Origin of the sequence: Brenneria rubrifaciens, assembly GCF_005484945.1 — a bacterium.
GTDB classification, from domain to species: Bacteria; Pseudomonadota; Gammaproteobacteria; order Enterobacterales; family Enterobacteriaceae; genus Brenneria; species Brenneria rubrifaciens.
This window is the reverse complement of the sequence record NZ_CP034035.1, coordinates 2218472-2245213: the sequence shown is the minus strand read 5'-3', so window position 1 is coordinate 2245213 and position 26742 is coordinate 2218472. Positions and strand designations below refer to the sequence as shown.

Sequence of the window (26742 nt, the reverse complement as noted above, 5' to 3'; positions counted from 1 at the left end):
CCTTCTTCTTTTCCGCGTAGGCCAGGAGTTTGCGGATAATGATTCAGTTAGACGGAGTATGTGTTGATTTTCCTCAGGGAAAACAACAGGGAAACCGCGCGGTTGATAATGTGACGTTGCACATTCGTCAGGGCGAGGTTTACGGTATTGTCGGCACCAGCGGGGCAGGAAAAAGCACGCTGTTACGCACCATCAATTTATTGCAGCGCCCCACGGCGGGGACGGTGCGGGTCAATGGGGTCAAAGTCAGCGACCTGAAGGGTAAAAGCCTGCGGGAGCAACGTCAGAAGATCGGCATGATCTTCCAGCATTTCAATTTAATGCAGACGCGAAGCGTGGCGGAAAACGTGGCGTTCAGTCTGAAAGCCGCGGGTAAATCCGCGGACGAGATTGCGCGGCGTGTGCCTGAGATCTTGAATCTGGTTGGGCTGTCCGATAAGGCTGCGGCGTTTCCGTCGCAACTGAGCGGCGGGCAGAAGCAGCGCGTCGGCATTGCCAGAGCGATCGCCAATCACCCGGAGGTTTTACTGTGTGATGAGCCGACGTCCGCGCTGGATTTGGAAACCTCGGCCGCCATTTTGGTGCTGCTCAAAGAGATTAATCAGAAACTGGGCATTACCATCATATTGATATCCCATGAAATGAGCGTCATCAAGTCCGTCTGTGACCGGGTGGCGGTGATGACGGCAGGCAGGGTGGTGGAAGAGGGCGAGGTATTTGATATTTTCGCCGCGCCGCAGCATTCGTTTACTCGCCAACTGGTGTCACATACGTTGAACCTCGAACTGCCTTCCCGACTGTTGGAGGATCTGCAAGGCACGTTGCTGAAGATTCTGTTCGTTGGCGAATCGGCCGAACAGCCGGTGCTGTCTGACGTCGCGATCCGTTATGGCGTCTCCGTTAACATCCTGCACGGGAAAATTGAATACATTGGCCCGCGGGCGTTGGGTATTCTGGTGGCGCTGTTAACCCATCAAACCGAGCCTGCCAAAGTAAAGGCGGCGGTGAAACATATTCAGGAAAGAACGGCTCACGTGGAGGTGCTGCATGGCTGATTTATGGGTCGATCTGATTGCGGCTTTTGGTGAGACATTCCAGATGGTGGGCATCTCTACGTTGCTGGCGATTATTGGTGGTTTACCGCTGGGTTTTCTTATCTATGTCACTGATCGTCATCTGTTCTGGGAGAGCCGCGCGGTTTATCTGCTTAGCACCGTGCTGGTCAATATCATTCGCTCTATTCCATTTGTGATTTTGCTGGTGCTGCTGTTACCGCTGACGCAGATTTTGCTGGGTAACACGATTGGCCCGATTGCGGCGTCAGTGCCGATGTCCGTGGCGGCTATCGCGTTTTATGCCCGTCTGGTGGATAGCGCGCTGCGTGAAGTCGATCCGGGCATTGTCGAAGCGGCGGAAGCCTTTGGCGCCAGCCCGCTGCGTATTATCTGCACCGTCCTGTTGCCGGAAGCCAAAGCCGGATTGTTGCGCGGCTTGACAATTACGCTGGTGAGCCTGATTGGATATTCGGCGATGGCGGGCATTGTGGGCGGCGGCGGGGTCGGTGATTTGGCGATCCGTTTTGGCTATTATCGCTATGAAACCGAGGTGATGATTATCACGGTTATTGCGTTGGTGGTGTTGGTGCAAATGGTGCAAACGCTGGGCGACTGGCTGTCAAAACGCGCAGACAAACGTGAACGCCGTTAGATTTACAGTTGGCGCATGATTTAGAAAATGGGTTGAGGTCTTTATTCTGGCAGTGCCTCAACCTGCGTTAAACCTGGCTATTTCCTCACTCTTTAACAGGGTTACGCCCTTGTTTATCTTTGATTTTTAGACCTTTTCATTTTTTTGACTATCTTTACAGATTGAATGGTTTCCATAAAGGAGATGACACGTTACCTTATATGTTGCCAGAGTTTTCAAAACATGTTGAAAAACAATTGCTTTTAACAACTTATGGATATCGCGGCGATCTCATGAAGACAACTATTTTCCTCACCAGGCTAAAATCCATTACGGTGGGCACGGTATTACTCGCAGGGCTGTCAACGGCACCGCGCGCGGAGCAATTGCCCGCAGCGCCTCAGATCGAGTCTAAGGCATTTATTCTGATGGATTATCACAGCGGTAACGTGCTGGCGGAATCCAATGCGGATGAACGTCTTGACCCGGCCAGTCTGACAAAAATCATGGCGAGTTACGTGATCGGACAGGCGATCAAAGCTGGAAAAATTCGCCCGACGGACGAAGTCACGGTAGGTAAGGATGCCTGGGCGACGGGCAACCCGGCGCTGAGTGGTTCATCGCTGATGTTCCTCAAACCCGGTGACCGTATCCCGGTGTCTGAATTAAATAAAGGCATTGTCATACAGTCAGGCAATGACGCCAGCATCGCCTTGGCAGATTATGTCGCGGGCAGCCAGGACTCATTTGTCAGTTTGATGAACAGCTATGCCAAAGCACTGAAACTCACCAATACCCATTTCCTTACCGTGCACGGTCTGGATGCGCCAGGGCAGTACAGCACCGCGCGTGATATGGCGCTGCTGGGGCAGGCGTTGATCCGTGATGTACCGGAAGAGTATGCGCTGCATAAGGAAAAAGAATTTACCTTCAATAATATTCATCAGCTTAACCGCAACCGGCTGCTGTGGAGTAGCAACCTGAACGTCGACGGTATTAAAACCGGGCATACCAGCGGGGCGGGGCACAATCTGGTTGCATCCGCGACGCAAGACGGCATGCGTTTGATTTCAGTGGTGCTCGGCGCCGCGACGGATGGCATCCGCTTTCGTGAAAGTGAAAAATTGCTGACCTGGGGCTTTCGCTTCTTTGAAACCGTCACGCCGGTCAAGGCCGGCGTTCCCTTCACCACGCAGCGCGTCTGGTTTGGCACGCGCAAGGAAGCGCGTCTAGGCGTGGCCAATGATGCGGCGCTCACCATCCCCAAAGGCCAGATGAAAAACCTGAAAGCCAGTTTTACGCTGATCCAGCCGCAACTGTCCGCACCGTTGGCAAAAAATCAGGTGGTCGGCACCATTGATTTCCAACTTAATGGCAAAAGCGTCGAGCAGCGTCAACTGGTGGCGCTGGATGACATTTCAGAGGCCGGTTTCATCAGCAAATTATGGGATAGCGTGATGATGAAACTACAACAATGGTTTAGTGGCTGGTTTGGCTAGCCGTCGGCGTGCAAGAACAGAATCCCGTTATTGTTGAAATAGCGGATATATTCCGCAGGTGGCGCTCGGTCGCTGATCAGAGTATCAAACAGGGTAAGAGGCCCAATGCAGGCGGATTTAATCTTGCCGAATTTGCTGCTGTCTAAGACCAGAATGGCGCGCTGTGACATGGCCAGCGCGCGCTGCTTCATGCTCAGTTCGGCGAAATTGAAGCAGGTGGCGCCAGCGTTCAGATCAATGCCCGCCGCGGAGATAAATGCTTTGTTCGGGCAGATATTATCCAACTCATTGCACTGGCTGAGCGGGGTGAAGATGGCGTTATCCGGGTGAAACTGACCGCCGCATAAAATCACTTTGCTGGCGGATTTTCCCTGCAATGCCCGAAAGGTGTTGAGTGAATAGCAAATGGCGGTGAACGACAGATTGTCAGGAATGGCGTCGATGATAAACGGCGTGGTGGTGCCGCAATCGAAAAATACCGTATCGCCGTGGTCAATCAGGCGGGCGGCCAGTTCACCCGCCGCCTGCTTCTCTTCCACATGCTTGCTCTGTTGTTCGGAAACGAAATAGTTGGTGACATTGTTGCTTTTCAGATCGCCGACAACATAGCCGCCAAGCAGTACCACCGCCGAGGATTTTACATTAAGATCGCGGCGAACGGTCATTTCGGATACGCCCAGCAATTGCGCCGCGTCTTTAAGGTGAAGCTTGTCGGCTTTTTTCAGGGCCAGAGCCAGTTTCTTGATCCGTTCCGATCGTCGCGTTTCCATGTGGTTTCCTGATAATAACCCCGGTTGGCGTGAGATTCTGCTTATCGTCAAGCAGGCCGATTTCTAATATTACCTTCTACGGCCTAGCGGCGTAAACCTCGCGAACCCAAAGGGAAACCGATAACAGAACAAACCTTGATAGACGGGCTGGCAGGGTGCAGTCATGTTGGAACTGGCGTGGCGTTCGGAAGATTTACCCGGATTCAGAAAAAGAAAAGGCCCATCGTTCTTGAACCTCAATGGCGTGAACGACGGGCTCCTCAATATGGGGATATCAAAGAAAAGCAGTGGCACCTATTCAGACTGCGCCCCTAAGGAAAAGTTCTGCCGCTTTGAGAAAAATTGATGATTAATCACTAACCCGGCAATTGCGGCCAGATAACAACAATCAGCGAACCGGCCAGCGTCAACAAAACATTGGCGATAGCATAGGTACCGGCGTACCCCAACGCCGGAATATTACTGCGGGCGGTATCGCTGATAATTTCCATTGCGGGGGCGCAGGTGCGGGCGCCCATTATCGCACCGAATAATAACGCCCGGTTCATCCGCAGCACATATGCCCCGAACAGAAAACAGATCACTACCGGCGCCAGACTGACCACCAAACCGGAAATCAGCATCTGCACGCCGATATCACCCAAGCTGACGCCAATCGTACTGCCTGCGCTCAAGCCGACGCCCGCCATAAAAACCATCAGGCCGAATTCTTTCACCATATTCAGCGCGCCCTGCGGAATATAACCAAACGTTGGGTGGTTGGCCCGCAGAAAACCCAGCATGATCCCGGCAAACAGCAGACCGGCGGCGTTGCCTATGCCGAAGGTGAAGTTACTGAACTGGATAGTGATCAGGCCGACCATCATGCCGATGATGAAGAAAGCGCAAAAAGCCAGCAGGTCAGTCACTTGACTGTGAATCGAAATAAAACCGATGCGGTCGGCGATGCTTTTTACCCGGCGGGCGTCGCCACTCACCTGTAACACATCGCCTTTATTCAGCACAACGGCATCATCAATAGGCATCTCGATCTGGCTGCGGATAATGCGGTTGAGAAAACAGCCGTGATCGGTCAGTTTGAGCTGGCTGAGGCGTTTACCCACCGCGTTATGGTTTTTCACCACGATCTCTTCGGTGACAATGCGCATATCCAGCAGGTCGCGATCGAATACTTCTTTTCCGTCGCGGAAGTTCGGGTTCAGCCGGGCGTGAGCGTCCGGGTAACCGACCAGCGCGATTTCGTCACCTATTTGCAGCACGGCATCACCATCCGGACTCGCCAGAATACCGTTCCGGCGAATTCGTTCAATGTAGCAGCCGGTCTGACGATAAATTCCCAGCTCGCGCAAATTCTTGCCATCGGCCCAGGCAACCAGTTCCGGCCCGACGCGATAGGCGCGTATCACAGGCAGATAGACCTTTCTTTGGCTATCGGTATCCAGTCCGCGTTCTCGGGCAATTTGCTGGGCGCTGGTCGGCAGATCCTGATGTTGCAGTTTAGGCAGATAGCGCGCGCCGAAGATAAGACTTACCAGACCCACCAGATAGGTCAGGGCGTAGCCGAGGCTGAGGTGATCCTGCTCAATTCCCAACTGCGAACCCATGCCGATGGTATTGCGCAGCGTATCGCCCGCGCCGACCAAAACCGGCGTCGAGGTCATCGAACCGGCGAGCATCCCGGCCGTTAAACCGATGTCCCAGCCGAAAAGTTTACCCAGCCCCAGCGCTATAAGCATCGCGCTGCCCACCATTACCAGAGCCAGCATGAAATAATTTTTACCGTCGCGGAAAAAAATAGAAAAGAAATTAGGTCCGGCTTCAATCCCGACGCAAAAAATAAACAACATAAAACCCAGGCTGAGCGCTTCGGTATTAATCGAAAAGTGCTGTTGTCCCAGTAATAATGAGACGACTAAAACACCAATAGAATTACCGAGTTGTACTGAGCCCAGGCGTAATTTCCCCAAACAGAGTCCTAATGAAAGAACCACGAATAGAAGCAGAATGTAATTCCCGTTTAACAAATCAGCGACGTTTATATTCATGGGATGTAACTTGTTGTTTACCAGTAAGTTCTTGATATAAATGACTATGTGAACTAGATTTAGTCATTGGAAATAGCGGTTCCTTTAACGCCGTTAAATTCGTTAGCTGAAAGGAATCCGTCGCACGAGTATAAATTATTCAGCAAAATTGTTCAGTCAATTATTGTTTCCGAAATGATTATGTGGCGTTGCTATTGTAGCAACTTGTAAGTTATAGAACCAGCATAAGGCAAATAATGATCAGGGATTTAATAAAACCCTGATCATTATTAAACAGAGCAAAACCTCGCTTTAGTCATATTGGGGATATTTAGACATCCATATTTTTGTGCCGATTTATACCCAATCGTTTTCAATATGGAGGAAAACCGCGGGTAAACCAATCCCGATGAGCTGACGGAAGTTAACGGCCTGGTGCGGCAAACAAATATGGCGTGGAAGTGTGAGCATGTTAAAGGGAGGAGAAGTATGGTAAACGACAAAGGTTGGGTAGGTGTTGCCTGCTGTTTTTTATTGTTTATCGCGGTTTTTATGAGCCAAAAAATGGATGTGTCCGACGCGGCGGTGGGGGAAAGTTTGCATGGCGGTCCCGGTATGCTGCTTTTTTTATTGCCCGGTGCGATCGCCGGCTGTCTGTGCGCGCGAGGGCGCCTGCTATATCCGCTGTTCGGTGCGCTGTTGGCGACGCCATTCTGTCTGATTATTTTGCACTTTTGGCGTATGCAGCAGGGCGCTTTCTGGCAAGAACTGGCCTATTTCTTAAGCGCGATTTTCTGGAGCGTGCTGGGGGCGTTAGGACTCTTATTTCTGAATGGGGTGTATCGACGTTATTTTCACGGCCATCCTCGGGAAAAAAGATGATGGCCAATGCCGGGTGAATCCATAAGACAAAAGGCGCATATCGCGCCTTTTGTTATTAGATTGGTTACGGCTGTTGGAGCAGGTCGGGATTTGCTTTGACGTAAGCTTCGAAATCAGTGTAGCCGCCAATGTGTTTTTCATTGAGGAAAATCTGCGGTACGGTTTCAACTGGCTTACCGATGGTTTTGGACAGATCGTCTTTCGTTATGTCTTCCTCATAGATATCCACATAACGGAAACTGAAGTCATTACGTTGTTCTTTCAGCCTTTCTGCTAATTCTTTAGCGCGCACGCAATAAGGACAGCCAGGCCGCCCGAAAATAACAGCGAACATGTTAACTCCTTAGTAAAGTTAGAGATTTTTTCAAAAAACCATTAGCATAATGCTTGTCTCAGAATAAAATTTACTATGCTCGCATTGATTGATGAACAAAAGCAGTAATTACCTGTTGCATTAATTTGTTTTATCTATGATTGGCGGTGAAGCATCGGAGGGCGTTGGCCCGGTCGACAGCCTGACCTATAATCATCAACCGTATTATGTGGTTATTAGATGTGTCCCCGCGCCGGTCGATGCGGATGACTAAAGAGAGTCCCATTTATCAACGGTGCATGACTTAATGCCCGAAGGATATGCAAAGTGACGCCGACTATTGACTTACTACAACGCCATCGTTCCATTCGTTCTTTTACTTCACAGCCGCTGACGGATGAACAGCGCAGTGCGATTATCGCCGCCGCCCGGAGCGCATCCAGCTCCAGCTTTTTACAGTGTTCTTCAATCATTCGTATTACCGACCCGGACAAACGTCAAACGCTGGTTCACTATAGCGGTGAGCAGGCGTACGTCGCTCAGGCGGCGGAGTTCTGGGTCTTCTGCGCAGATTTTCACCGGCATCTGGCCATTTTCCCGCAGGCGGAAACCGGGCTGGCGGAACAGTTGCTGATTGGTTGCGTGGATACCGCCATCATGGGGCAGAATGCGCTGGTCGCCGCGGAGTCTCTGGGGCTTGGCGGCGTATTTATCGGCGGTATCCGTAATAACATTGCCGATGTGACCACATTACTGAAATTACCGCGTCACGTTTTACCGTTGTTTGGACTGTGTCTGGGATACCCGGATGCCGAACCGTTGCTAAAACCGCGTATGCCAGTGGAGATGCTGGTGCATGAAAATGTTTATCAACCGCTCGACCACGACAAACTAGCGGAATATGATCGGCGAATAGTGGAGTATTATCTTCAGCGCGCCAGCAATCGGCAAGAGAGCTGGAGCGAACATGTTCAGCGCACGCTGAAAAAAGAACTGCGTCCGTTTATGCTGGACTACTTACATCAACAAGGATGGGTGATACGTTAGTATCTTTAGGACATATATGAAGATAGCCATTCTGTCTCGCGACAGTTCGTTGTACTCCTGTAAGCGCCTGCGGGAAGCGGCCGAGGAGCGCAGGCACAGCATTGATATTATTGATCCGCTCTCCTGTTATATGAATATCAATTCGGCCGCGCCCTCTATTCATTATCGCGGCCGACGATTGAACCAATATGATGCGGTAATTCCGCGTATTGGTTCATACATCACGTTTTACGGCACGGCTGTGCTACGCCAGTTTGAAATGCTGGGAAGCTATCCGTTGAATAACGCCGTGGCGGTGATTTGTGCCCGTGACAAACTGCATTCGCTGCAATTGCTGGCTCGCGAGGGCATCGATTTGCCCGTCACGGGTTTCGCGCACTCCCCGGATGATACCGGCGACCTGATCGAAATGGTGGGCGGCGCGCCGCTGGTGGTGAAACTGGTGGAAGGCACGCAGGGCATCGGTGTGGTGTTGGCGGAAACCCGTCAGGCGGCGGAGAGCGTGATTGATGCATTCCGGGGGCTGAATGCTCACATATTGGTGCAGGAGTATATCAGGGAAGCCCAGGGCAGGGATATTCGCTGTCTGGTGATCGGCAACCGGGTCGTGGCGGCGATTGAACGGCAAGCAAAGCCGGGGGAATTTCGTTCCAATCTGCATCGCGGCGGTTCAGCCAGTAAGATCAAGATTACGGCTCAGGAACGTGCAATGGCGGTTAAAGCCGTAAAAACGTTGGGTCTGTGCGTAGCCGGGGTGGATATTCTGCGCGCCGATCGGGGGCCGCTGGTGATGGAGGTAAATGCGTCTCCGGGTCTGGAAGGGATTGAATCCATCACCGGAGTGGATATTGCAGGCATGATGATTGAATTTGTCGAACAACACGTGCGCTCGTTATCGGTATCATCGGAGGCGATAAATAAAAACTAGCTTATTGAATATCCGGCATAAGCGTATTGCTGGATATTTAATCAACATGATTTAGGGCGCTTTTATCATGGCATCAGACTAAAATATTACGTAAGCTATGAGCCTATTTTTAAGAATACTTCAGTATAGGGCCAATAATCATGGATTCACTCATCGTCCCGGATCTGAATATGCTACGGCGGTGGCTGGATCAATTAAACATTCTGTTTTTTGAATGTGATTCCTGTCAGGCGCTTCATCTACCCCATATGCAAAATTTTGACGGCGTGTTTGATGCGAAAGTCGATCTGGTGGACGGCGTTATCCTGTTTTCCGCACTGGCGGAAGTGAAGCCCAGCGCGTTGATTCCGCTGGTGGGTGATTTAAGCCAAATCAATGCCAGTTCCCTCACCGTTAAGGCGTTTATTGATGTTCAGGATGATAATCTGCCCAAACTCATCGTCTGCCAGTCGTTCAGCGTCGCTGCGGGGATATCGCTAGAACAGTTCCGGCATTTCATGATGCAGTCGGAAGAACAGATTTCGATGATTATTCTGGAAGCGGGCGCCAATAATCTCCTGTTTATCAGCGATGATGAAGAGGTCTCTGCTGGAAGAGTCCACTACTCCAATCTGCATTAATTCCATTGCTTTCAAGGGTAGCAATCAGTTTTACTTATTTTTGTTGCCCGCTGTTTATTCTGCCTTTTATTTTTGTTGCCGGATATTTACCGGTATTTGCGGCTTATAGCCGTATCACATAAATAAACTGTGAATAAAAAATCGATAAAAACCATTTTTTACTTCCGACTATGGTATGCGCGAGGCGCTACGGTTATGCTTGATTTCTGTAACAGTCTGGCGAGACGCTCGTTTTTATGTCTGTGTCTACTATGATGAAATTAGTGCATAGCCATTCACTGATGCATATCGTGGCTGTTCATGCGCAGGAAAAGTTCTGTATCGAAACGATACAAGTTTACTCCCATGAATCACACCCTTGTATGGAGGAAGGAACGGATGTTCACCCAACGTAAAAAATGGCTATCGGGTGTTGTTGCCGGCTTGCTGATGGCCGCGTCCGTCACCGCGTCTGCGGAAGATAAAACACTGCATGTCTATAACTGGTCTGACTATATCGCGCCGGACACGCTACAGAATTTCCAAAAAGAAACAGGCATAAAAGTGGTTTATGACGTGTTTGACTCCAATGAGGTCTTGGAAGGCAAACTGATGGCGGGCAGCACGGGGTTTGATCTGGTCGTTCCCTCCGCCAGTTTCCTGGAGCGTCAACTCGCCGCCGGAGTATTCCAGCCATTAGATAAGAGTAAACTGCCGAATTATAAAAACCTGGACCCGGAACTGCTGAAACTGATTGCTCAGCACGATCCGGATAACAAGTATGCGCTGCCTTACCTGTGGGCCACCACCGGGATTGGCTACAATGTGGAGAAAGTCAAGGCAGCGCTGGGCGCGGATGCGCCAGTCGACAGTTGGGATCTGGTGTTGAAGCCGGAAAACCTGGAAAAACTGAAAAGTTGTGGCGTCTCTTTCCTGGATGCGCCGGAAGAAATTTTCGCGACCGTGCTGAACTATCAGGGTAAAGATCCTAACAGTACCAAAGCGGATGACTACACCAAGTCGGCCACCGATTTGCTGCTTAAACTGCGCCCGAGTATTCGCTACTTCCACTCGTCACAATATATCAACGATCTGGCGAACGGCGATATCTGTGTGGCCATCGGCTGGGCGGGCGATATCATGCAGGCGGCCAGCCGCGCGCAGGAAGCTAAAAATGGGGTCAACGTTCATTACAGTATCCCCAAAGAAGGGGCATTGGCTTTTTTTGACGTCTTCACTATGCCGGCCGATGCTAAGAATGTCGATGAAGCCTATCAATTCCTGAACTATCTGCTGAAGCCGGATGTGATAGCCAACATCAGCAACCATGTGTATTACGCGAGCGCCAATAAGGAATCAGTATCGTTGGTAAATGAAGAAGTCCGCAATAATCCGGGGATTTATCCACCAGAGAATGTTCGCGCCAAACTGTTTACGCTGAAAGTTCAGTCACCGCAGATTGACCGCACTCGGACACGCGCCTGGACGAGGGTGAAAAGCGGTAAATAAACGTTTTTCGTTCTGACGCTATATGAAATAACAGGCGGTTGATATCCGCCTGTTCGCGCTGTCTATGTGTCACAACGTGCGGATGCAGGAAGTAATCGGTTTTGCATCAAACGTTGTGATTTGTTTCGCTTTTGCTGGAGAGCAATGCTAAGTGAATGACGCTATTCCCCGTCCCCAGGCCAAGCCTCAAAAAGCGGCTACCCCGTTGCTGGAAGTGCGTAACCTGACCAAATCTTTTGCGGGTCAGCTTGCTGTTGATGACGTAAGTCTGACGATTTACAGAGGTGAGATATTTGCCTTGCTGGGGGCTTCCGGCTGTGGGAAATCCACGCTGCTTCGCATGTTGGCTGGGTTTGAACACCCCACTCAGGGACAAATCGTGCTTGATGGTCAGGATTTGTCGCTCGTGCCGCCTTATCAGCGGCCTATTAATATGATGTTCCAGTCATATGCGCTATTTCCCCATATGTCGGTGGAAAAAAATATTGCCTTTGGTCTGAAGCAGGACAGGCTGTCTCGCGCTGAGATCAAGGATCGTGTCGAAGAGATGCTGACGTTAGTGCATATGCAGGAATTTGCCAGCCGCAAACCGCATCAGCTTTCCGGCGGTCAGCGTCAGCGCGTTGCGCTGGCGCGCAGTCTGGCAAAACGCCCGAAACTGCTGCTGCTCGATGAACCTATGGGCGCGCTGGACAAAAAGCTGCGTGACCGTATGCAGCTTGAAGTGGTCGATATTCTGGAGCGCGTTGGCGTGACCTGCGTTATGGTGACGCACGATCAGGAAGAAGCCATGACCATGGCGGGGCGTATCGCCATCATGAACCGCGGTAAGTTTGTACAAATTGGTGAGCCTGAGGAAATCTACGAGCATCCGAACACCCGTTTCAGCGCTGAGTTTATCGGTTCGGTGAACATGTTTGAGGGTATGCTGACCGAGCGCCGCGATGATGCGCTGATTATCCAAAGCCCGGGACTGGTGCATCCGCTGAGAGTGGATTCGGATGTTTCCGTGGTGGACGGCGTACCGGTGTACATTGCGCTGCGCCCTGAAAAAATCATGCTGAGTGAGACGACGCCGGCTGACGGCTGTAACTTCGCCGTCGGTGAGGTGGTGCATATCGCCTACCTGGGCGATCTGTCTATCTATCATGTCCGGCTCGCCAGCGGACAAATCATCAGTGCGCAGCTACAGAACGCTTACCGTTACCGCAAAGGCGCGCCCACCTGGGGCGACGAAGTGCGTCTGTGCTGGGATGCCGATAGCTGTGTGGTGCTGACGGTGTAGTGAGGAATAACGCCATGACAATGTTTCCTGAACAAAACACCGGGTTTCCTGAACATCACGCCGCACAACCGCCAGGAAAAACCAGGGGACGTCTACACCTGCTGATGGCCCGCTGGCGTCAGGCGCACGGGCGCAAACTGGTGATTGCGTTGCCGTACTTGTGGCTGCTGTTGCTGTTTATGCTGCCGTTCCTGATTGTTTTCAAAATCAGTCTGGCTGAAATGGCGCGGGCGATCCCGCCTTATACGGATCTGGTTTCCTGGATGGACGATAAATTAGATATCTCCCTGAATCTGGGGAACTATCTGCATCTGTTGGACGACCCGCTGTATTTCGATGCCTATCTGCAATCGTTGCAGGTTGCGGCCGTCTCCACGCTGTGTTGTCTGTTTATCGGCTATCCATTGGCCTGGGCAGTGGCGCACAGTAAGCCAGCTACCCGCAATATTCTGCTGCTGCTGGTGATCCTGCCGTCCTGGACATCGTTCCTTATTCGCGTCTATGCCTGGATGGGGATTCTGAAAAACAACGGTATTCTGAATAACTTCTTGCTGTGGCTGGGCGTTATCGATGAGCCGCTGGTGATCCTGCATACTAATCTGGCCGTTTATATCGGCGTGGTCTATTCCTATCTACCGTTTATGGTCTTGCCGATTTACACCGCGCTAACCCGGCTGGATTACTCGCTGGTCGAAGCGTCTCTGGATTTAGGCGCGCGTCCGCTAAAAACCTTTTTCAGCGTGATTGTGCCGCTGACTAAAGGCGGAATTATCGCGGGCTCCATGCTGGTCTTTATTCCGGCGGTGGGGGAATACGTGATCCCGGAACTGCTCGGCGGGCCGGACAGCATAATGATTGGCCGTATTCTCTGGCAGGAATTCTTCAATAACCGGGATTGGCCGGTGGCCTCGTCGGTTGCGATTATCATGCTGTTGTTGTTGATTATGCCGATTATCTGGTTTCATAAACATCAGAGCAAAGCAACGGGGGATGAGGTATGAACAATCTGCCGGTCGTACGCTCACCGTGGCGTATTGTGATTTTGGTTTTCTGTTTCACGTTCCTCTATGCTCCCATGCTGATGCTGGTGATTTATTCTTTCAACAGCTCAAAACTGGTTACCGTCTGGGCGGGGTGGTCGACGCGCTGGTATACCGAACTGTTCCACAATTCGGCGATGATCAGCGCGGTTGGGCTCAGCCTGACGATCGCCGCCGCCTCAGCGACGATGGCGGTGATTTTGGGGACGCTGGCGGCGGTGGTGATGGTGCGTCTAGGCAGTTTCCGGGGATCGAACGGGTTTGCCTTTATGCTGACGGCGCCGCTGGTGATGCCGGACGTGATCACCGGTTTGTCGCTGCTGCTGCTGTTCGTGGCGCTGGGACACGCCATAGGATGGCCCGCTGAACGCGGCATGTTGACCATATGGCTGGCGCATGTGACTTTCTGCACGGCCTATGTTTCGGTGGTGGTCAGTGCGCGGTTGCGCGAGCTGGATCGCTCCATTGAGGAGGCCGCAATGGATCTCGGCGCGACGCCGCTGAAGGTATTCTTTATCATCACGGTGCCGATGATTGCGCCCGCCCTGATTTCCGGCTGGTTACTGGCATTTACCCTGTCGCTCGACGATCTGGTCATCGCCAGCTTTGTGGCTGGTCCCGGTTCAACCACGCTGCCGATGCTGGTGTTCTCCAGTGTCAGAATGGGGGTGAATCCGCAGATTAACGCGCTGGCCTCTTTGATATTGCTAGTGGTGGGGATCATTGGTTTTATTGCCTGGTGGTTTATGGCGAGAACCGAAAAACTGCGTCAACGCGATATGCAAAAAGCGAGACGCGGCTGATGCGGCGAACCAATGAAAGTGGATCTAAACCGTGAGTCAGGCACAGTAACGCCCTTTTGCCGGGGTGTTGCTGGGCTGTGAAGGCGCAAATTTGCTGGTTTATGAAGATGACCGCTAGACGAATGTCAGATAACAGGGTTTTGCGCGAGGGGAGAACATTGCAATTTCGTACGCCAGGTTGGACATGACTCAGCGAAATATCTACGCCCCGGTTCCGGTGATGGTGGCGGGGATCGCAATTATTGCGACCCGTTTTCTGGGGATTTTACTGTTGATATGGGAACTGGGGCCAAGCGAACTGGGCGGTTGGATCGGCACCAATGCCGAATCCTGGGATTCAACGCTGGTGTTGCTGCTGTCGCTCGTTATTGTCTGTATCGAAATCCGCTGCGGATTTGCGGTGCTGTCCGGGATCGGTTGGGGGCGTTGGGGGTATGTGGTCTGCCAGTGCCTGGTAACCCTATATCTGTTGCTGGCTTCATTGAGCGAGTTTCTGCCGGCGATATTCCACATTTCCGGGGATGATAACACCGCTGTCCTGCACCAGTTGATGCTCCAGAAAATACCGGACTTTTTGGTTATCGTCTTGCTGTTTTTACCCCGTCGCAGCAAACGGTTTTTCCTGCGTCAGAAATAAGCGTGCGGTGAACTGTGGCCCTACCTAGCCGGATGGCACCGGACTACATTCTTTATTCCTGCTGTAATGATAAAAAAGCAGGCTGTCGTCAGCCTGCTGGAGAGGTGGCGGATGATATACGATCAATTTCGTCGTTCAAACACCAGCGCGCGGCGCTCGAGAAAACGCATTAACAGAGTAAGTAACCCATTGACGGACAGATAGATAATACCGGCGGCTCCGAAAACCATCACGTCATAAGTTCGCCCGTACATCAACTGGCTGTAGCCCATCACCTCCATCAGCGTAATGGTATAAGCCAGCGAAGTGCTCTTAAATACCAGTACGACTTCATTAGAATATGATGAGAGTGCGCGTTTAAATGCGAAAGGCAGCAAAATTCGCAGCGTTTGCCGTTGCGACATGCCCAGCGCGGCGCAGGATTGCCATTGCCCGGCAGGGATCGCTTTGACCGCCCCGTAAAACAACTGAGTGGTATAGGCCGCACTGTTTAGCGCTAGCGCCACCATCGCACAGAGCCACGGCTGTGAAAGCAGGTTCCATAGCCAGGAAATTTGCTGGATAAAGGTGAACTGACCGGGACCGTAGTAAATCAGGAACATCTGAACCAGCAGCGGCGTCCCGGTGAACAGCGTGATATAGCCTTTCGCCAGATGTTTAATCACGGGCGTTTTCAAAGTCAGAACGACGGTAAGCAGCAGTGACAGCGCCAGCGCCGCCGCGATTGCCGCCGCCGTTAACGTTAGGCTGGTTTGCAGGCCGCTCAACAGCTCAGGTAAATAAGCAAGCATCAGGAAGGCCTCCGTTCAAAACGCGTGGTGCGTTGCTCAATGCGTTTCAGAACGTACTGGCTTAATAGGGTGATCGCTAAGTAAATAGCCGAGGCAATCACATACCAGGTAAAGGGTTCCTGCGTTCGCGTGGCGATGCTTTTTGTTTGCAGCATCAGATCGTTGACGCTGATCAGCGAAACCAGTGCGGTGTCTTTGAGTAGCACCAGCCACTGGTTACCCAGTCCCGGCAGGGCATGCCGCCACATTTGCGGCATAATCAGGCGAATGAAAATCGCTGATTTTCTCAGTCCCAGCGCCTGACCGGATTCCCATTGTCCCTGCGGAATGGCTTTCAGCGCGCCACGTAGCGTTTGCGACGCGTAAGCGCCGTACAGCAGCGCCAGGGCGATCACACCGCAAAAAAACGGACTCACTTCGAACGTCTCAATATTCAGTTTTACCGCAACCTGCACCAGATAGAGATTCAGGGTAAAACCGTCCGCCAGCATCAGCAGTAATTGGGAAGAGCCGAAATAGATAAACAGCACCACCAGAATTTCCGGCAAGCCGCGCAATAGCGTCACCAGTGCGGTTCCACTCCAGCTTACGATTTTCCACCGGGCGGTTTCCCAGACGGCAAACAGCATAGCAAGAATAAGACCGAGCGCCAGTGCGCAAAGGGCAAGGCCGACGGTCATCCCGGCGGCGCTTGCAAGAGGGTGAAATTCAATCATTGTGCGTCGGATGACTGCTGAAACCATTTTTGATAGAGGGTCTGATAGGTACCATCCTGCTTGATTTTATTCAGCGCATCGTTGAACTTTTTCAACAACTCATCGTTGTTCTGACGCACCGCGATGCCCAGACCGATACCGAAGTAATCTTTGTCGGTGACGCTCTGGCCGACGGCGGACAGATTATCGTTCTGTTTCAGCCACTCGTTTACCACGGCGGTATCGCCAAACACGGCGTCAAGGCGGCCATTTTTCAGATCGAGTACCGCATTCTGATAGCTGTCGTAAGGCACGGTGACGATTTCGCCGTGCTTATCCATCAGGTATTTCTGATGTGTGCTGCCATTCTGCACGCCAACGCGTTTGCCTTTCAGCGCGGCGACATCAGCCGCTTTCCCTTTTTGCGCGATAAACAGTGCGGAGTTGTCATAGTAAGGCTGGGTAAAAGCGACCTGCCGCTGACGCTCCGCCGTGATATCCATCCCGGCGATAACCGCTTCAAATCGACGAAATTTCAGACCGGGGATCAGGCTATCGAATGCCTGATTATGGAATGTACAGGTGGCCTGTATCTCTTTGCACAGCGCGTTGGCAAGGTCGATATCAAAGCCCTGAATGTTGTTGCTGGCATCAACGAATTCAAATGGAGGATAAGAGGCTTCGGTTGCGAAGCGAATAGTGTCGGCGGCGCTGACGGAAGCGCTCAGACCTGCCAGGAGTACGGCAACGAAGACTTTTTTCATTATGATTTTCCTGATTTTAATCAATGTGATAAGTAGCTGGTGAATTCGGGGGTCTGCGGCTGGGTGAAATGAGCGGCGTCCCCTTGTTCTACGATGTGCCCATTTTCCATATAGACCACCCGGCTGGCGGTTTTGCGCGCGAATTCTACTTCGTGCGTCACGATAACCTGCGTGATGCCGGTTTGCGTCAGCTCATGGATGATGTTCACCACCTGCGCGGTGATTTCAGGGTCCAGCGCGGCGGTTGGCTCATCAAATAACAGAACTTGCGGTTCCATCATCAGGGCGCGGGCAATCGCAACGCGCTGCTGCTGACCGCCCGAAAGATGAAGAGGATAACGATCGGCAAAATCATTCAGACGCAACCGGGTGAGCAACTTGTTCGCGCGCGCCTGTGCCTCACTCTTGCTTAACCCAAGCACGCGGCAGGGTGCTTCGATCAGGTTTTGCGCGACGCTCAGATGCGGCCACAAATTGTATTGCTGGAAAACCATGCCGACATTCTGCCGTAATTCACGGATAGCGCTATCGGGGGGCGCATGATTGAAATCAAACTGATTACCGGCGATGGACAAATGGCCTGAACGCGGCATTTCCAGCAGGTTAAGCACGCGCAGCAGAGAGCTTTTGCCGGCGCCGCTTGGACCAAGCAAAACCAGCGTTTCACCTGCCGGACAGTCGAGTGTGATATTAAACAGCGCTTGATGCGCGCCATAGAAACAGTTAATGCTGTTTAGTTGAATACTCATGCGTAAGAATTGAATAGACATTGAAGCGGCGAATGTTAACGTCGGCACTAGCGTTATGCAATCGCCACCGGGTAAAATTTGCCAGCAAGCGATTTAATGCTTAAATAATAGCACAACATAGCCGCTGGCGGTCAGGGGAGTCGACGATGCAATTATCTACAACACCGAGTCTGGAAGGCTTTACCATTACGGAATACTGTGGCGTGGTGACGGGAGAAGCCATACTCGGGGCCAATGTTTTTCGTGATTTCTTCGCCAGTATCCGCGATGTGGTGGGCGGACGTTCCGGTGCCTATGAAAAAGAGCTGCGCAAAGCACGGCAGATAGCGTTTAAAGAGTTGCAGATGCAGGCTGAGGATGTGGGGGCAAATGCCGTTGTGGGCATTGATATTGATTACGAAACCGTCGGCAAGGACGGCAGTATGCTCATGGTGACCGTGAGCGGGACGGCGGTGAAAGTGCGTCGTTAGTCATGGGTTAATCGCTTATTAAAGGAAAATACGTTGCGGCAGAAACGCCAATGATCAGATACATGGCTATGCTGATGCTGCTTGTACTGGCTGGGTGCCAGTCAGTTCCGCCTCCGCTTGATCAAAGCGAGTATCAGTTGGTCACGACACAGGCGAGTCGTGCTCAGGAACCGCGCATTCGTTTTCTGGTGATTCACTATACGGCGGAGAATTTGCCGACGTCGCTTGATATTCTGACGAATCATCAAGTCAGCTCGCATTATCTGATCCCAGCCAGTCCGCACCTGGAGAAGGGCAAACCCGTCGCCTGGCATCTGGTGCCGGAATCACAGGCGGCCTGGCATGCCGGCGCTGGCGGCTGGCGTGGATTTACCCACCTGAACAACGCGTCGATTGGCATTGAACTGGAAAATCCGGGCTACCGGCAAACGCTGATCGGTCCGCACTGGACGCCATTCGCTTCAGCGCAGATTGCGTTGCTGACGGCAATCGCCCGTTCAATTGTCGCACGATATCAGATTGCGCCGCAAAACGTGGTGGCCCACAGTGATATCGCACCGCTACGTAAACAGGACCCCGGCCCGCTTTTCCCGTGGAAAGCGCTGGCGCAGGCGGGTATCGGCGCCTGGCCGGACGAGGCGAGGGTGTCGTTTTATCTCAATGGCAGACCTTTCACCCAGCCGGTGGACTCCGGTCGCTTGGTGGATAAGCTGGCGCGCTACGGCTACATGTTGTCCGCTGACATGACAGAGCGTCAGAAACGGCAGGTGATTGCGGCGTTTCAACTGCATTTCCGTCCGGAAAACCATCAGGGATACGCGGATGCGCAAACCGAAGCCATTGTGGATGCCCTGCTGGAAAGATATGGCGCCGGGCAGTAACGTGATTGACAAAAAACCGCTCGTTGTCTTTTCACCCAGGCAGCGTGCTTTAGCGGCAGATTACGACAAAAATACCGCCATCAGTATCGGGGTTGCAAGGCTTAACAGAAAACCGTGCACAATGGCTGCCGGAACCATCTCCACGCCAGCGCTGCGTTGCAACACCGGCAGCGTGAAATCCATTGACGTGGCGCCGCAAAGCCCCAGCGCATAGGCGAGGTTACGTTGTGCCAGAGTGGGGATCAGCGTAATGGCCAACAGTTCACGCGCCAGATCGTTAAAAAAGGCGGCGCTGCCGATCACCGGGCCAAAAGCATCGGTCAGCAGAATACCGGATAGTGAATACCAGCCATAACCGGACGCCATCGCCAGCCCGGTCGTCAGCGGCAGACCGAGAACCCAGGCCGCGATCAGTCCGCCGACCAGCGCGCTGCTGCCGATAACCAGCGCAACCGCCGCCCCCCGACGGTTCAGGACAATCTGACGTAGGGTCATTCCGCTGTTGCGCAACTGTACCCCCACGAAAAACAGTAACAGAATCAGCGCGTATTCGCTGCCCTGACTGGCGTAGGCGAGTCCCGGCCACTGGGATAATCCCAGCACAAAGCCGCCAAACACCACCAGGCACAGCGTTAAGGAATCCAGAAGCATATGCAGGCGTGAAGGGGGCGCTTCCTGCCTCAATTTCCCCACCCAGACATCATGTTTTCCCCAGAGCCATAAAGCAACGGCATTAGCCGCGATGATGCACGCAAAGAAAACCGCGACGTAACGAAAGATCAGCAACAGATTGCTGCCGAGATTTTCCAGAAAAGCCAGGCTAATCCCCATTAAAAACAGAATCACGTACACCATCCAGCACTGCAATCGGTTAATTGACCGTAATGCTTTTTTCGCGCGTAACGGCACCAGATAGCCAACGATAAGCGGCAACAAAATGATTAATAATCCCGAATACATCACAGAATTGACGTCCTTAAAAAGAAGCGCGGGCAGCCGAAGGGGTAAAAAGGCATAATCTCTTAAAATTAAACAATTAATTATTTTGAGTAAAGCATCGTATGGCAGCATAACCCCTGTAAGAGGTTGTTGTGTTATCTTGCCCCTATCAGCGAAACGGAAACGGGAGACGCGGATGTATCTGGAAAATATAGAGATACTGGGATTCCGGGGGATTAATCGTCTCTCATTGATGCTGGCTGATAATACGGTGCTGATTGGTGAGAACGCCTGGGGGAAATCCAGCCTGCTTGATGCGCTGTCGTTACTGCTGGCTCCCGCAATGCCCCTTTATCATTTCGGTTTGCAGGACTTCTATTTTAAGCCGGGGGATGAAAACAGCCGCGAACGTCATTTACAGGTCATTTTCACCTTTTGCGAAACCGCGGCAGGCCACCATTTGACACCGCGCTATCGTTCGCTCAAACATGTCTGGGTCAAAGGCGGCGATGCATCGCTGCACCGGATTTTCTATCGGTTGGAAGGTGAAGTCGACGAAAGCCAGGCCGTGTGTACCTGGCGCAGTTTTCTTGATGCACAGGGGCATCCGATTTCACTGAACGACATTAATGCTCTGGCGCGGGAAATCATTCGTCTCCATCCCGTACTGCGTCTGCGGGACGCCCGTTTTATGCGGCGCTTACGCGCAGGTTCGCTGGCGGTCACCCTAGATAACGGCAGTGAAAAGCTGGCGCAACAGTTTGAACAACTGATGCGTGAACTTGCCAAAAATCCGCAGAAACTCTCGGATAAAGAACTGCGGCAGGGGTTGGTTGCGATAAGGCAATTGCTGGAGCACTATTTTTCTGAACTGAGTGCGGTTTCCTGTGAGCGTCATCAGCGGCATGAACGGGTGCATAGCGGTAAATCCTGGCGTTCGCTGGATAACATCAACCGGCTGATTGCCGACCCTAATAGCCGCAGTCGCCGGATTATTTTGCTGGAGCTCTTTTCCACGCTGCTACAGGCGAAAGGATCGGTGGTACTGGACCCGCACGCCCGTCCTCTTCTGCTGATCGAAGATCCTGAAACGCGTCTGCATCCAATCATGTTGTCGGTGGCATGGAGATTGCTGATGCAGTTGCCGCTACAGAAAATCACCACGACGAACTCCGGCGAACTGTTGTCGCTGGTGCCGATGGAGCAGGTGTGCCGTCTGGTGCGTGAATCTTCACGCGTGGCGACATTTCGCATCGGCCCGCAAGGGATGAGCGCGGAAGACAGTCGACGAATCGCCTTCCATATCCGCTTTAACCGTCCAGCGTCACTGTTCGCCCGGTGCTGGTTGCTGGTGGAAGGGGAGACGGAAGTCTGGATGCTTAATGAACTGGCGCGCCAGTGCGGGCATCATTTTGAAGCGGAAGGCATTAAGGTGATCGAGTTTGCCCAGTCGGGGCTGCGTCCGTTAGTGAAATTTGCCCAGCGGATGGGTATAGAATGGCATGTGCTGGTGGACGGTGACGACGCCGGGAAAAAGTATGCGGCTCTTGCGAAAAGCATGCTGTCTGTTACGCAGGGGGACAGCGAGCGGGATCATCTGACGGTGCTGCCTGCGTCGGATATGGAGCACTACATGTACCGTGAAGGCTTTAGTCATGTCTACCACCGCATTGCGCAACTGCCGGAAAAAGTCCCGCTCTCGATGCATAAGATTATCGTTAAAGCGATCCATCGCTCGTCAAAACCCGATTTGGCGATTGAAGTGGCAATGGAAGCGGCGAGAATGGGAAGTGATGCGGTTCCGCCGTTGATTCGCAGCACGTTTTCCCGCGTATTATGGCTGGCTCGCGGACGCGCCGATTAACTCGTCATGACGGGCAACGCGTCAGCCCGCAAAAAAAATGCTGACCACCAGGTGACCAGCATTTTTGTCTTATCCGAGCACACGTCAGAAATTTTTGCGGGCCGGCGGTAGGCGTCAGGTAACCGCTTCGCTCACCAATGGCACGATCAGACTGGCATGATTGCCTTTCGGACCTTGATGAACATCAAACCTGACAACCTGCCCGGCTTTTAGGGTTCGGTATCCGTCCATTTGAATAGTTGAGTAGTGGGCGAAAATATCTTCGCCGCCGCCTTCAGGACAGATAAAACCAAAACCTTTGGCATTATTGAACCATTTAACAGTACCTGTCTCCATGAATCGACATCCTTCGCAAGCGCGTTTTTTTAATTAAAGGAGAGGTTATTTGGTTAAAGTAAATGCGAATCGATTAAAACATCATCAATTCAACAGTACACTCTAGTGAAATTGCTTCCGGCGTCAAGTAATCCGCATTACAGGTGCAGGGGGACTTTTTCAAAGTTTGATACAGATAACGCTATTGAGGATGACGGTTCAAGAGAGGCGCAGTGAATTCGCGAGTTGACAGCGATTGATTTTTTGTTTTCCGGTCATCATTTCATTGCCCGGATGGTAAAATAAAAACCAGACGTGCTACTGTAAACACAGTGACAAATGATGCTATTCAGATGATGTTGGACACAGAATGGGAAAAAACAGCACGGGTTCACAGTCAGAGAATCTGACGGTCGATCAACACAAAGAAAAACTACAGCCTCCATCAATGTATAAAGTGTTGTTGAACAATGATGACTATACACCGATGGAATTTGTTATTGACGTTCTGCAAAAGTTCTTTTCTTATGATATCGAACGTGCGACACAATTGATGTTGACCGTTCATTATCAGGGAAAGGCGATTTGTGGCGTGTTTAGTGCTGAAGTGGCCGAGACTAAAGTTGTACAAGTAAATCGTTATGCCAGAGAAAATGAGCACCCGTTGCTCTGTACGCTGGAAAAAGCCTGAAGTCAGGCAATTTATTGGGGGAGGTGCCTATGCTCAATCAAGAACTGGAACTCAGTCTCAATATGGCTTTCGCCAGAGCGCGTGAGCACCGACATGAGTTTATGACCGTGGAGCATTTGCTATTGGCACTGCTCAGTAATCCGGCTGCGCGTGAAGCACTGGAAGCCTGTACCGTAGATTTGACCGTATTGCGCCAGGAGCTTGAGGCTTTTATCGAACAAACCACGCCAACGCTACCGCAGAGCGACGAGGAGCGTGAAACGCAACCGACGCTCAGCTTTCAACGGGTGTTGCAGCGCGCGGTCTTCCACGTTCAGTCATCGGGGCGGAGTGAAGTGTCCGGGGCCAATGTGCTGGTTGCCATTTTCAGCGAGCAAGAGTCACAGGCAGCTTACCTGCTGCGCAAACATGATGTCAGCCGTCTCGACGTGGTGAATTTTATTTCACACGGAACCCGCAAAGAAGAATCCGGGCAGGCGCCAAGCCCGGAAAACCCTGTCAATGAAGAACAGGCCGGAGGGGAAGATCGTATGGAAAACTTCACCACCAATCTGAACCAACTTGCGCGCGTTGGCGGTATTGATCCCCTTATTGGCCGGGAACGGGAACTGGAAAGAACCATTCAGGTGCTGTGTCGTCGCCGTAAGAACAACCCGCTGTTGGTGGGGGAGTCCGGCGTGGGCAAAACAGCGATTGCCGAAGGTCTGGCATGGCGGATTGTGCAGGGTGATGTGCCTGAAGTAATGGCGGATGCCACGCTTTACTCGCTCGACATCGGTTCTCTGCTGGCCGGCACCAAGTATCGCGGCGACTTTGAAAAACGTTTTAAATCGCTGCTGAAGCAGTTGGAGCAGGATCAAAACAGTATTCTGTTCATTGACGAAATTCATACCATCATTGGCGCGGGGGCGGCGTCCGGTGGTCAGGTTGATGCGGCAAACCTGATTAAGCCGCTGCTTTCCAGCGGCAAGATTCGTGTTATCGGCTCCACCACTTATCAGGAGTTCAGCAATATCTTCGAAAAGGACAGGGCGCTGGCGCGGCGTTTCCAGAAAATTGACATTACGGAACCGAGCGTGGATGAAACGGTGCAGATTATTAACGGCCTGAAACCGAAATATGAAGCTCACCATGACGTTCGTTATACGGCGAAAGCGGTGCGTGCGGCGGTGGAACTGGCGGTGAAATACATCAATGATCGTCATTTGCCCGACAAGGCGATTGACGTGATCGATGAAGCCGGGGCTCGCAGTCGCCTGGTGCCGATCAGCAAGCGTAAGAAGACGGTCAACGTGGCGGATATTGAATCTGTCGTCGCGCGGATTGCTCGTATTCCTGAGAAAACGGTGTCCGCCAGCGATCGCGACGTACTGAAAAATCTGAGTGACCGTTTGAAAATGCTGGTATTCGGTCAGGATAAAGCGATCGAAGCTTTGTCTGAATCCATCAAGATGAGCCGGGCAGGGTTGGGCCATGAGCGTAAACCGGTTGGCTCTTTCCTGTTTGCCGGTCCGACTGGGGTGGGTAAAACGGAAGTGACGTTGCAGTTGGCTAAAGCGCTCGATATCGAACTGTTACGCTTCGATATGTCTGAGTACATGGAGCGTCACACCGTCAGCCGTCTGATTGGCGCGCCTCCGGGATACGTTGGCTATGATCAAGGCGGACTGTTGACGGATGCGGTGATCAAACATCCGCATTCCGTACTGTTGCTTGACGAAATCGAAAAAGCGCATCCAGATGTGTTTAACCTGCTATTGCAAGTGATGGATAACGGCACATTGACGGACAACAACGGACGCAAGGCCGACTTCCGCAACGTTATCGTGGTGATGACCACCAACGCCGGGGTCCGGGAAACGCAGCGTAAATCCATTGGGATTATCCATCAGGACAACAGCAGCGATGCGATGGAAGAGATCAAGAAAGTGTTTACGCCTGAGTTCCGTAACCGTCTTGATGGCATTATCTGGTTTAACCACTTATCTCCAGAAGTGATTCAGCAGGTGGTGGATAAATTTATTGTCGAATTACAGGCACAACTGGATGCCAAAGGCGTCTCGCTGGAAGTCAGCGATGAAGCCCGTGATTGGCTGGCGGAGAAAGGTTACGACAAAGCTATGGGAGCACGCCCGATGGCGCGCGTCATGCAGGAAAACCTGAAGAAACCGCTGGCCAACGAGCTGCTGTTTGGTTCATTAGTCGACGGTGGATCTGTCAAGGTGGAACTGGATAAAGCGACTCAGCAACTGACTTATGGTTTCCAGAGCGCGCAGAAGCGTAAAGCGGATGAAGGGGCTGTTCATTAATTCGTGATGTGGTGAACTGAAGGGGTCATGTTGGAAGGGTGATGCTAACGCATTGCCCTTTTTTATTGGCGTGATGCCTTGCCCACAAACACAACAACCCTTGCCGATAACGGAAAGGGCTGCGGAGATGGAACATCCTCGGAAATCGCCGTACTTCGTCAGCGATGGGCGAACCGGTTAACGGCTGCGGAAGACAATGCGGCCTTTGCTCAGGTCGTACGGGGTCAGCTCTACAGTGACTTTGTCACCCGTCAGGATGCGGATATAGTTTTTACGCATTTTACCGGAGATATGAGCGGTAACCACGTGCCCGTTTTCCAATTCAACGCGGAACATGGTATTGGGCAGCGTATCTAGCACGGTGCCTTGCATTTCAATATTGTCTTCTTTGGCCATCGAATCCTCTAGGTCTAACTACCTTTGTTTTTAACCGGCAAGATAATGCCGAAAAACCCACATTATGTAAAGAAGCGTTCATAAACCGAGTCCGATTTAAAAATGACGCATCAACGCTGTTGTGCTGGTTCAGCCAGCGTTTGCGGCAACCAGCAACGCTCATCAACAGGGATATCCTGTAGGTGAAAAAGAAATTGCAAAAAGTGTTCGCGGGGGATTTCACAGACGCCAAGCGAGGCGGTATGTGAGTTAAGTACCTGACAATCAATCAGGACGCCACCATGATAAATAAAATGTTGCTGAAATCTCAGCAAAGCATACTTAGAGGCGTTATCCGTACGGCTAAACATCGACTCGCCGCAAAACAAGCCGCCTTGCGCGATACCATATAGCCCGCCAACAAGTGCGCTATTCTGCCACACTTCCACGGAATGTGCTTGTCCTGACTGATGAAGTTCACCATAAGCCGAGATAATTTCCGGCGTAATCCAGGTTCCTCCCGCATGTTCGTCGGCGCAGGCGACAATAACTTCATTGAACGCATGATTAATGGTGACCTTAAGATCATGTTTACGCAAAAATTTCTTCATACTGCGGCTGATATGGAATCCATCGGGAAATAATACGGCGCGCGGGTTTGGCGACCACCATAAAATAGGTTCACCCGATGAGTACCAGGGAAAAATGCCTTGCCGATAGGCCATTTTCAGCCGGGCAGGGGAAAGATCGCCGCCAAAAGCCAACAGTCCGTTGGGCTCATCCAAAGCGTTGGCCGGATCAGGAAAGTCAAGCGAGTCTGAAGAAAGCCGATACAGTCGCATAATGTTCCAGTAATAAAAAGAAAGTCATCTATTTT

The 26742-nt window shown here is 51.9% G+C and carries 29 protein-coding genes; 18 read left to right on the top strand and 11 right to left on the bottom strand.

The genetic code is table 11. The features are described from left to right. Positions 1–38: 38 nt before the first annotated feature. The 3 genes from EH207_RS10390 (at position 39) to EH207_RS10380 (ending at position 3185) form a co-directional block, all read left to right on the top strand. The gene (locus EH207_RS10390; RefSeq protein WP_137713940.1) at positions 39–1055 is read left to right on the top strand and encodes a methionine ABC transporter ATP-binding protein; all 1017 of its coding nucleotides are present in this window, start codon (positions 39–41) and stop codon (positions 1053–1055) included. Next, on the top strand, positions 1048–1707 hold the full coding sequence (locus EH207_RS10385) for a methionine ABC transporter permease (RefSeq protein ID WP_137713939.1): 660 nt from the start codon (positions 1048–1050) through the stop codon (positions 1705–1707). Before EH207_RS10390 ends, EH207_RS10385 begins: the two co-directional genes overlap by 8 nt. A gap of 272 nt (positions 1708–1979) precedes the next feature. Then, entirely contained in the window at positions 1980–3185 is a 1206-nt protein-coding gene (locus tag EH207_RS10380; RefSeq protein ID WP_137713938.1) for a serine hydrolase, read from the top strand. On the opposite strand, the gene deoR is transcribed toward EH207_RS10380, so the two are convergent. Further along, on the bottom strand, positions 3182–3955 hold the full coding sequence (deoR, locus tag EH207_RS10375) for a DNA-binding transcriptional repressor DeoR (protein WP_137713937.1): 774 nt from the start codon (positions 3953–3955) through the stop codon (positions 3182–3184). The two genes, EH207_RS10380 and deoR, sit on opposite strands and share 4 nt — an antisense overlap. 163 nt (positions 3956–4118) lie before the next feature. On the opposite strand from deoR, the gene EH207_RS18135 reads away from it, so the two are divergent. After that, positions 4119–4301: a hypothetical protein gene (locus EH207_RS18135; protein ID WP_175413666.1), complete on the top strand. Its 183-nt coding sequence runs from the start codon at positions 4119–4121 to the stop codon at positions 4299–4301. A gap of 10 nt (positions 4302–4311) precedes the next feature. Here the strand turns inward: EH207_RS18135 and EH207_RS10370 are convergent, their stop codons facing one another. Then, positions 4312–6000, bottom strand: coding sequence for an aspartate:alanine antiporter (locus EH207_RS10370; protein ID WP_137713936.1), 1689 nt, complete (start codon positions 5998–6000; stop codon positions 4312–4314). A 468-nt stretch (positions 6001–6468) separates the two neighbouring features. On the opposite strand from EH207_RS10370, the gene EH207_RS10365 reads away from it, so the two are divergent. Further along, complete coding sequence (locus EH207_RS10365; protein WP_137713935.1) at positions 6469–6861, top strand: inner membrane protein YbjM; 393 nt, start codon at positions 6469–6471, stop codon at positions 6859–6861. Positions 6862–6925: 64 nt separating this feature from the next. Here the strand turns inward: EH207_RS10365 and EH207_RS10360 are convergent, their stop codons facing one another. Further along, positions 6926–7195: a GrxA family glutaredoxin gene (locus tag EH207_RS10360; RefSeq protein ID WP_137713934.1), complete on the bottom strand. Its 270-nt coding sequence runs from the start codon at positions 7193–7195 to the stop codon at positions 6926–6928. Positions 7196–7501: 306 nt separating this feature from the next. Between EH207_RS10360 and nfsA the strand changes: the two genes are divergently transcribed. From nfsA to EH207_RS10320, 8 genes are all read left to right on the top strand, one after another. Next, positions 7502–8221 (top strand): oxygen-insensitive NADPH nitroreductase, encoded by a 720-nt coding sequence (gene nfsA, locus EH207_RS10355; RefSeq protein ID WP_137713933.1) that lies wholly within the window; start codon positions 7502–7504, stop codon positions 8219–8221. Positions 8222–8237: 16 nt separating this feature from the next. Beyond that, entirely contained in the window at positions 8238–9149 is a 912-nt protein-coding gene (rimK, locus tag EH207_RS10350) for a 30S ribosomal protein S6--L-glutamate ligase (RefSeq protein ID WP_137713932.1), read from the top strand. Between the two features lie 140 nt (positions 9150–9289). After that, a complete protein-coding gene (locus EH207_RS10345) occupies positions 9290–9769 on the top strand; it encodes a type III secretion system chaperone family protein (RefSeq protein WP_137713931.1) in 480 nt (159 codons plus the stop codon). Positions 9770–10147: 378 nt separating this feature from the next. Beyond that, on the top strand, positions 10148–11257 hold the full coding sequence (potF, locus tag EH207_RS10340; protein WP_137713930.1) for a spermidine/putrescine ABC transporter substrate-binding protein PotF: 1110 nt from the start codon (positions 10148–10150) through the stop codon (positions 11255–11257). Positions 11258–11408: 151 nt separating this feature from the next. Next, on the top strand, positions 11409–12542 hold the full coding sequence (potG, locus tag EH207_RS10335) for a putrescine ABC transporter ATP-binding subunit PotG (protein WP_137713929.1): 1134 nt from the start codon (positions 11409–11411) through the stop codon (positions 12540–12542). A 20-nt stretch (positions 12543–12562) separates the two neighbouring features. Beyond that, positions 12563–13543, top strand: coding sequence for a putrescine ABC transporter permease PotH (gene potH / locus EH207_RS10330; RefSeq protein ID WP_137715322.1), 981 nt, complete (start codon positions 12563–12565; stop codon positions 13541–13543). Further along, positions 13540–14385: a putrescine ABC transporter permease PotI gene (gene potI, locus EH207_RS10325; RefSeq protein ID WP_137713928.1), complete on the top strand. Its 846-nt coding sequence runs from the start codon at positions 13540–13542 to the stop codon at positions 14383–14385. Before potH ends, potI begins: the two co-directional genes overlap by 4 nt. A gap of 184 nt (positions 14386–14569) precedes the next feature. Beyond that, positions 14570–15022 (top strand): YbjO family protein, encoded by a 453-nt coding sequence (locus EH207_RS10320; protein WP_137713927.1) that lies wholly within the window; start codon positions 14570–14572, stop codon positions 15020–15022. Positions 15023–15144: 122 nt separating this feature from the next. Here the strand turns inward: EH207_RS10320 and artM are convergent, their stop codons facing one another. From artM to artP, 4 genes are read right to left on the bottom strand one after another with little or no spacing between them, the layout of a single operon-like run. After that, positions 15145–15813: an arginine ABC transporter permease ArtM gene (gene artM, locus EH207_RS10315; protein WP_137713926.1), complete on the bottom strand. Its 669-nt coding sequence runs from the start codon at positions 15811–15813 to the stop codon at positions 15145–15147. Beyond that, the gene (gene artQ, locus EH207_RS10310) at positions 15813–16529 is read right to left on the bottom strand and encodes an arginine ABC transporter permease ArtQ (RefSeq protein WP_137713925.1); all 717 of its coding nucleotides are present in this window, start codon (positions 16527–16529) and stop codon (positions 15813–15815) included. The genes artM and artQ overlap by 1 nt, the downstream gene beginning before the upstream one ends. Beyond that, positions 16526–17272 carry an arginine ABC transporter substrate-binding protein gene (artJ, locus tag EH207_RS10305; RefSeq protein ID WP_137713924.1) on the bottom strand — a complete coding sequence of 249 codons (747 nt, stop codon included), beginning with the start codon at positions 17270–17272 and terminating at the stop codon, positions 16526–16528. The genes artQ and artJ overlap by 4 nt, the downstream gene beginning before the upstream one ends. A 20-nt stretch (positions 17273–17292) precedes the next feature. Beyond that, the gene (artP, locus tag EH207_RS10300) at positions 17293–18021 is read right to left on the bottom strand and encodes an arginine ABC transporter ATP-binding protein ArtP (protein WP_137713923.1); all 729 of its coding nucleotides are present in this window, start codon (positions 18019–18021) and stop codon (positions 17293–17295) included. Between the two features lie 146 nt (positions 18022–18167). On the opposite strand from artP, the gene EH207_RS10295 reads away from it, so the two are divergent. Both EH207_RS10295 and EH207_RS10290 read left to right on the top strand, forming a co-directional pair. Further along, on the top strand, positions 18168–18491 hold the full coding sequence (locus tag EH207_RS10295; RefSeq protein WP_137713922.1) for a heavy metal-binding domain-containing protein: 324 nt from the start codon (positions 18168–18170) through the stop codon (positions 18489–18491). Between the two features lie 50 nt (positions 18492–18541). Then, the gene (locus EH207_RS10290; protein WP_137713921.1) at positions 18542–19372 is read left to right on the top strand and encodes an N-acetylmuramoyl-L-alanine amidase; all 831 of its coding nucleotides are present in this window, start codon (positions 18542–18544) and stop codon (positions 19370–19372) included. A 60-nt stretch (positions 19373–19432) separates the two neighbouring features. Here EH207_RS10290 and EH207_RS10285 read toward each other — a convergent pair whose 3' ends face one another. Beyond that, positions 19433–20332, bottom strand: a complete 900-nt coding sequence (locus EH207_RS10285; RefSeq protein WP_137715321.1) for a LysO family transporter — start codon at positions 20330–20332, stop codon at positions 19433–19435. A gap of 175 nt (positions 20333–20507) precedes the next feature. On the opposite strand from EH207_RS10285, the gene EH207_RS10280 reads away from it, so the two are divergent. After that, entirely contained in the window at positions 20508–22175 is a 1668-nt protein-coding gene (locus EH207_RS10280; RefSeq protein WP_137713920.1) for an ATP-dependent endonuclease, read from the top strand. A gap of 114 nt (positions 22176–22289) precedes the next feature. On the opposite strand, the gene cspD is transcribed toward EH207_RS10280, so the two are convergent. Further along, entirely contained in the window at positions 22290–22511 is a 222-nt protein-coding gene (cspD, locus tag EH207_RS10275) for a cold shock-like protein CspD (protein WP_137713919.1), read from the bottom strand. Positions 22512–22860: 349 nt separating this feature from the next. Between cspD and clpS the strand changes: the two genes are divergently transcribed. Both clpS and clpA read left to right on the top strand, forming a co-directional pair. Next, the gene (gene clpS, locus EH207_RS10270) at positions 22861–23181 is read left to right on the top strand and encodes an ATP-dependent Clp protease adapter ClpS (RefSeq protein WP_137713918.1); all 321 of its coding nucleotides are present in this window, start codon (positions 22861–22863) and stop codon (positions 23179–23181) included. 29 nt (positions 23182–23210) lie between these two features. Continuing rightward, positions 23211–25490 (top strand): ATP-dependent Clp protease ATP-binding subunit ClpA, encoded by a 2280-nt coding sequence (gene clpA, locus EH207_RS10265; protein ID WP_137713917.1) that lies wholly within the window; start codon positions 23211–23213, stop codon positions 25488–25490. Positions 25491–25667: 177 nt separating this feature from the next. Here the strand turns inward: clpA and infA are convergent, their stop codons facing one another. Both infA and aat read right to left on the bottom strand, forming a co-directional pair. Beyond that, positions 25668–25886, bottom strand: coding sequence for a translation initiation factor IF-1 (gene infA, locus EH207_RS10260; RefSeq protein ID WP_002211347.1), 219 nt, complete (start codon positions 25884–25886; stop codon positions 25668–25670). A gap of 110 nt (positions 25887–25996) precedes the next feature. Then, positions 25997–26707 carry a leucyl/phenylalanyl-tRNA--protein transferase gene (gene aat / locus EH207_RS10255; protein WP_137713916.1) on the bottom strand — a complete coding sequence of 237 codons (711 nt, stop codon included), beginning with the start codon at positions 26705–26707 and terminating at the stop codon, positions 25997–25999. Positions 26708–26742 lie beyond the last annotated feature (35 nt).

Excerpts from the sequence above, each read along its gene's own strand:
- EH207_RS10360 (WP_137713934.1), bottom strand. The coding sequence starts at position 7,195 with ATGTTCGCTGTTATTTTCGGGCGGCCTGGCTGTCCTTATTGCGTGCGC.
- potH (WP_137715322.1), top strand. The coding sequence starts at position 12,563 with ATGTTTCCTGAACAAAACACCGGGTTTCCTGAACATCACGCCGCACAA.
- EH207_RS10295 (WP_137713922.1), top strand. The coding sequence starts at position 18,168 with ATGCAATTATCTACAACACCGAGTCTGGAAGGCTTTACCATTACGGAA.
- potI (WP_137713928.1), top strand. The coding sequence starts at position 13,540 with ATGAACAATCTGCCGGTCGTACGCTCACCGTGGCGTATTGTGATTTTG.
- aat (WP_137713916.1), bottom strand. The coding sequence starts at position 26,707 with ATGCGACTGTATCGGCTTTCTTCAGACTCGCTTGACTTTCCTGATCCG.
- EH207_RS10345 (WP_137713931.1), top strand. The coding sequence starts at position 9,290 with ATGGATTCACTCATCGTCCCGGATCTGAATATGCTACGGCGGTGGCTG.
- EH207_RS10390 (WP_137713940.1), top strand. The coding sequence starts at position 39 with ATGATTCAGTTAGACGGAGTATGTGTTGATTTTCCTCAGGGAAAACAA.
- EH207_RS10280 (WP_137713920.1), top strand. The coding sequence starts at position 20,508 with ATGTATCTGGAAAATATAGAGATACTGGGATTCCGGGGGATTAATCGT.
- artP (WP_137713923.1), bottom strand. The coding sequence starts at position 18,021 with ATGAGTATTCAACTAAACAGCATTAACTGTTTCTATGGCGCGCATCAA.
- EH207_RS18135 (WP_175413666.1), top strand. The coding sequence starts at position 4,119 with ATGTTGGAACTGGCGTGGCGTTCGGAAGATTTACCCGGATTCAGAAAA.
- EH207_RS10320 (WP_137713927.1), top strand. The coding sequence starts at position 14,570 with ATGACTCAGCGAAATATCTACGCCCCGGTTCCGGTGATGGTGGCGGGG.
- EH207_RS10385 (WP_137713939.1), top strand. The coding sequence starts at position 1,048 with ATGGCTGATTTATGGGTCGATCTGATTGCGGCTTTTGGTGAGACATTC.
- clpS (WP_137713918.1), top strand. The coding sequence starts at position 22,861 with ATGGGAAAAAACAGCACGGGTTCACAGTCAGAGAATCTGACGGTCGAT.
- infA (WP_002211347.1), bottom strand. The coding sequence starts at position 25,886 with ATGGCCAAAGAAGACAATATTGAAATGCAAGGCACCGTGCTAGATACG.
- potF (WP_137713930.1), top strand. The coding sequence starts at position 10,148 with ATGTTCACCCAACGTAAAAAATGGCTATCGGGTGTTGTTGCCGGCTTG.
- EH207_RS10290 (WP_137713921.1), top strand. The coding sequence starts at position 18,542 with ATGATCAGATACATGGCTATGCTGATGCTGCTTGTACTGGCTGGGTGC.
- artJ (WP_137713924.1), bottom strand. The coding sequence starts at position 17,272 with ATGAAAAAAGTCTTCGTTGCCGTACTCCTGGCAGGTCTGAGCGCTTCC.
- EH207_RS10370 (WP_137713936.1), bottom strand. The coding sequence starts at position 6,000 with ATGAATATAAACGTCGCTGATTTGTTAAACGGGAATTACATTCTGCTT.
- EH207_RS10380 (WP_137713938.1), top strand. The coding sequence starts at position 1,980 with ATGAAGACAACTATTTTCCTCACCAGGCTAAAATCCATTACGGTGGGC.
- cspD (WP_137713919.1), bottom strand. The coding sequence starts at position 22,511 with ATGGAGACAGGTACTGTTAAATGGTTCAATAATGCCAAAGGTTTTGGT.
- artM (WP_137713926.1), bottom strand. The coding sequence starts at position 15,813 with ATGCTTGCTTATTTACCTGAGCTGTTGAGCGGCCTGCAAACCAGCCTA.
- EH207_RS10285 (WP_137715321.1), bottom strand. The coding sequence starts at position 20,332 with ATGTATTCGGGATTATTAATCATTTTGTTGCCGCTTATCGTTGGCTAT.
- EH207_RS10365 (WP_137713935.1), top strand. The coding sequence starts at position 6,469 with ATGGTAAACGACAAAGGTTGGGTAGGTGTTGCCTGCTGTTTTTTATTG.
- artQ (WP_137713925.1), bottom strand. The coding sequence starts at position 16,529 with ATGATTGAATTTCACCCTCTTGCAAGCGCCGCCGGGATGACCGTCGGC.
- rimK (WP_137713932.1), top strand. The coding sequence starts at position 8,238 with ATGAAGATAGCCATTCTGTCTCGCGACAGTTCGTTGTACTCCTGTAAG.
- clpA (WP_137713917.1), top strand. The coding sequence starts at position 23,211 with ATGCTCAATCAAGAACTGGAACTCAGTCTCAATATGGCTTTCGCCAGA.
- deoR (WP_137713937.1), bottom strand. The coding sequence starts at position 3,955 with ATGGAAACGCGACGATCGGAACGGATCAAGAAACTGGCTCTGGCCCTG.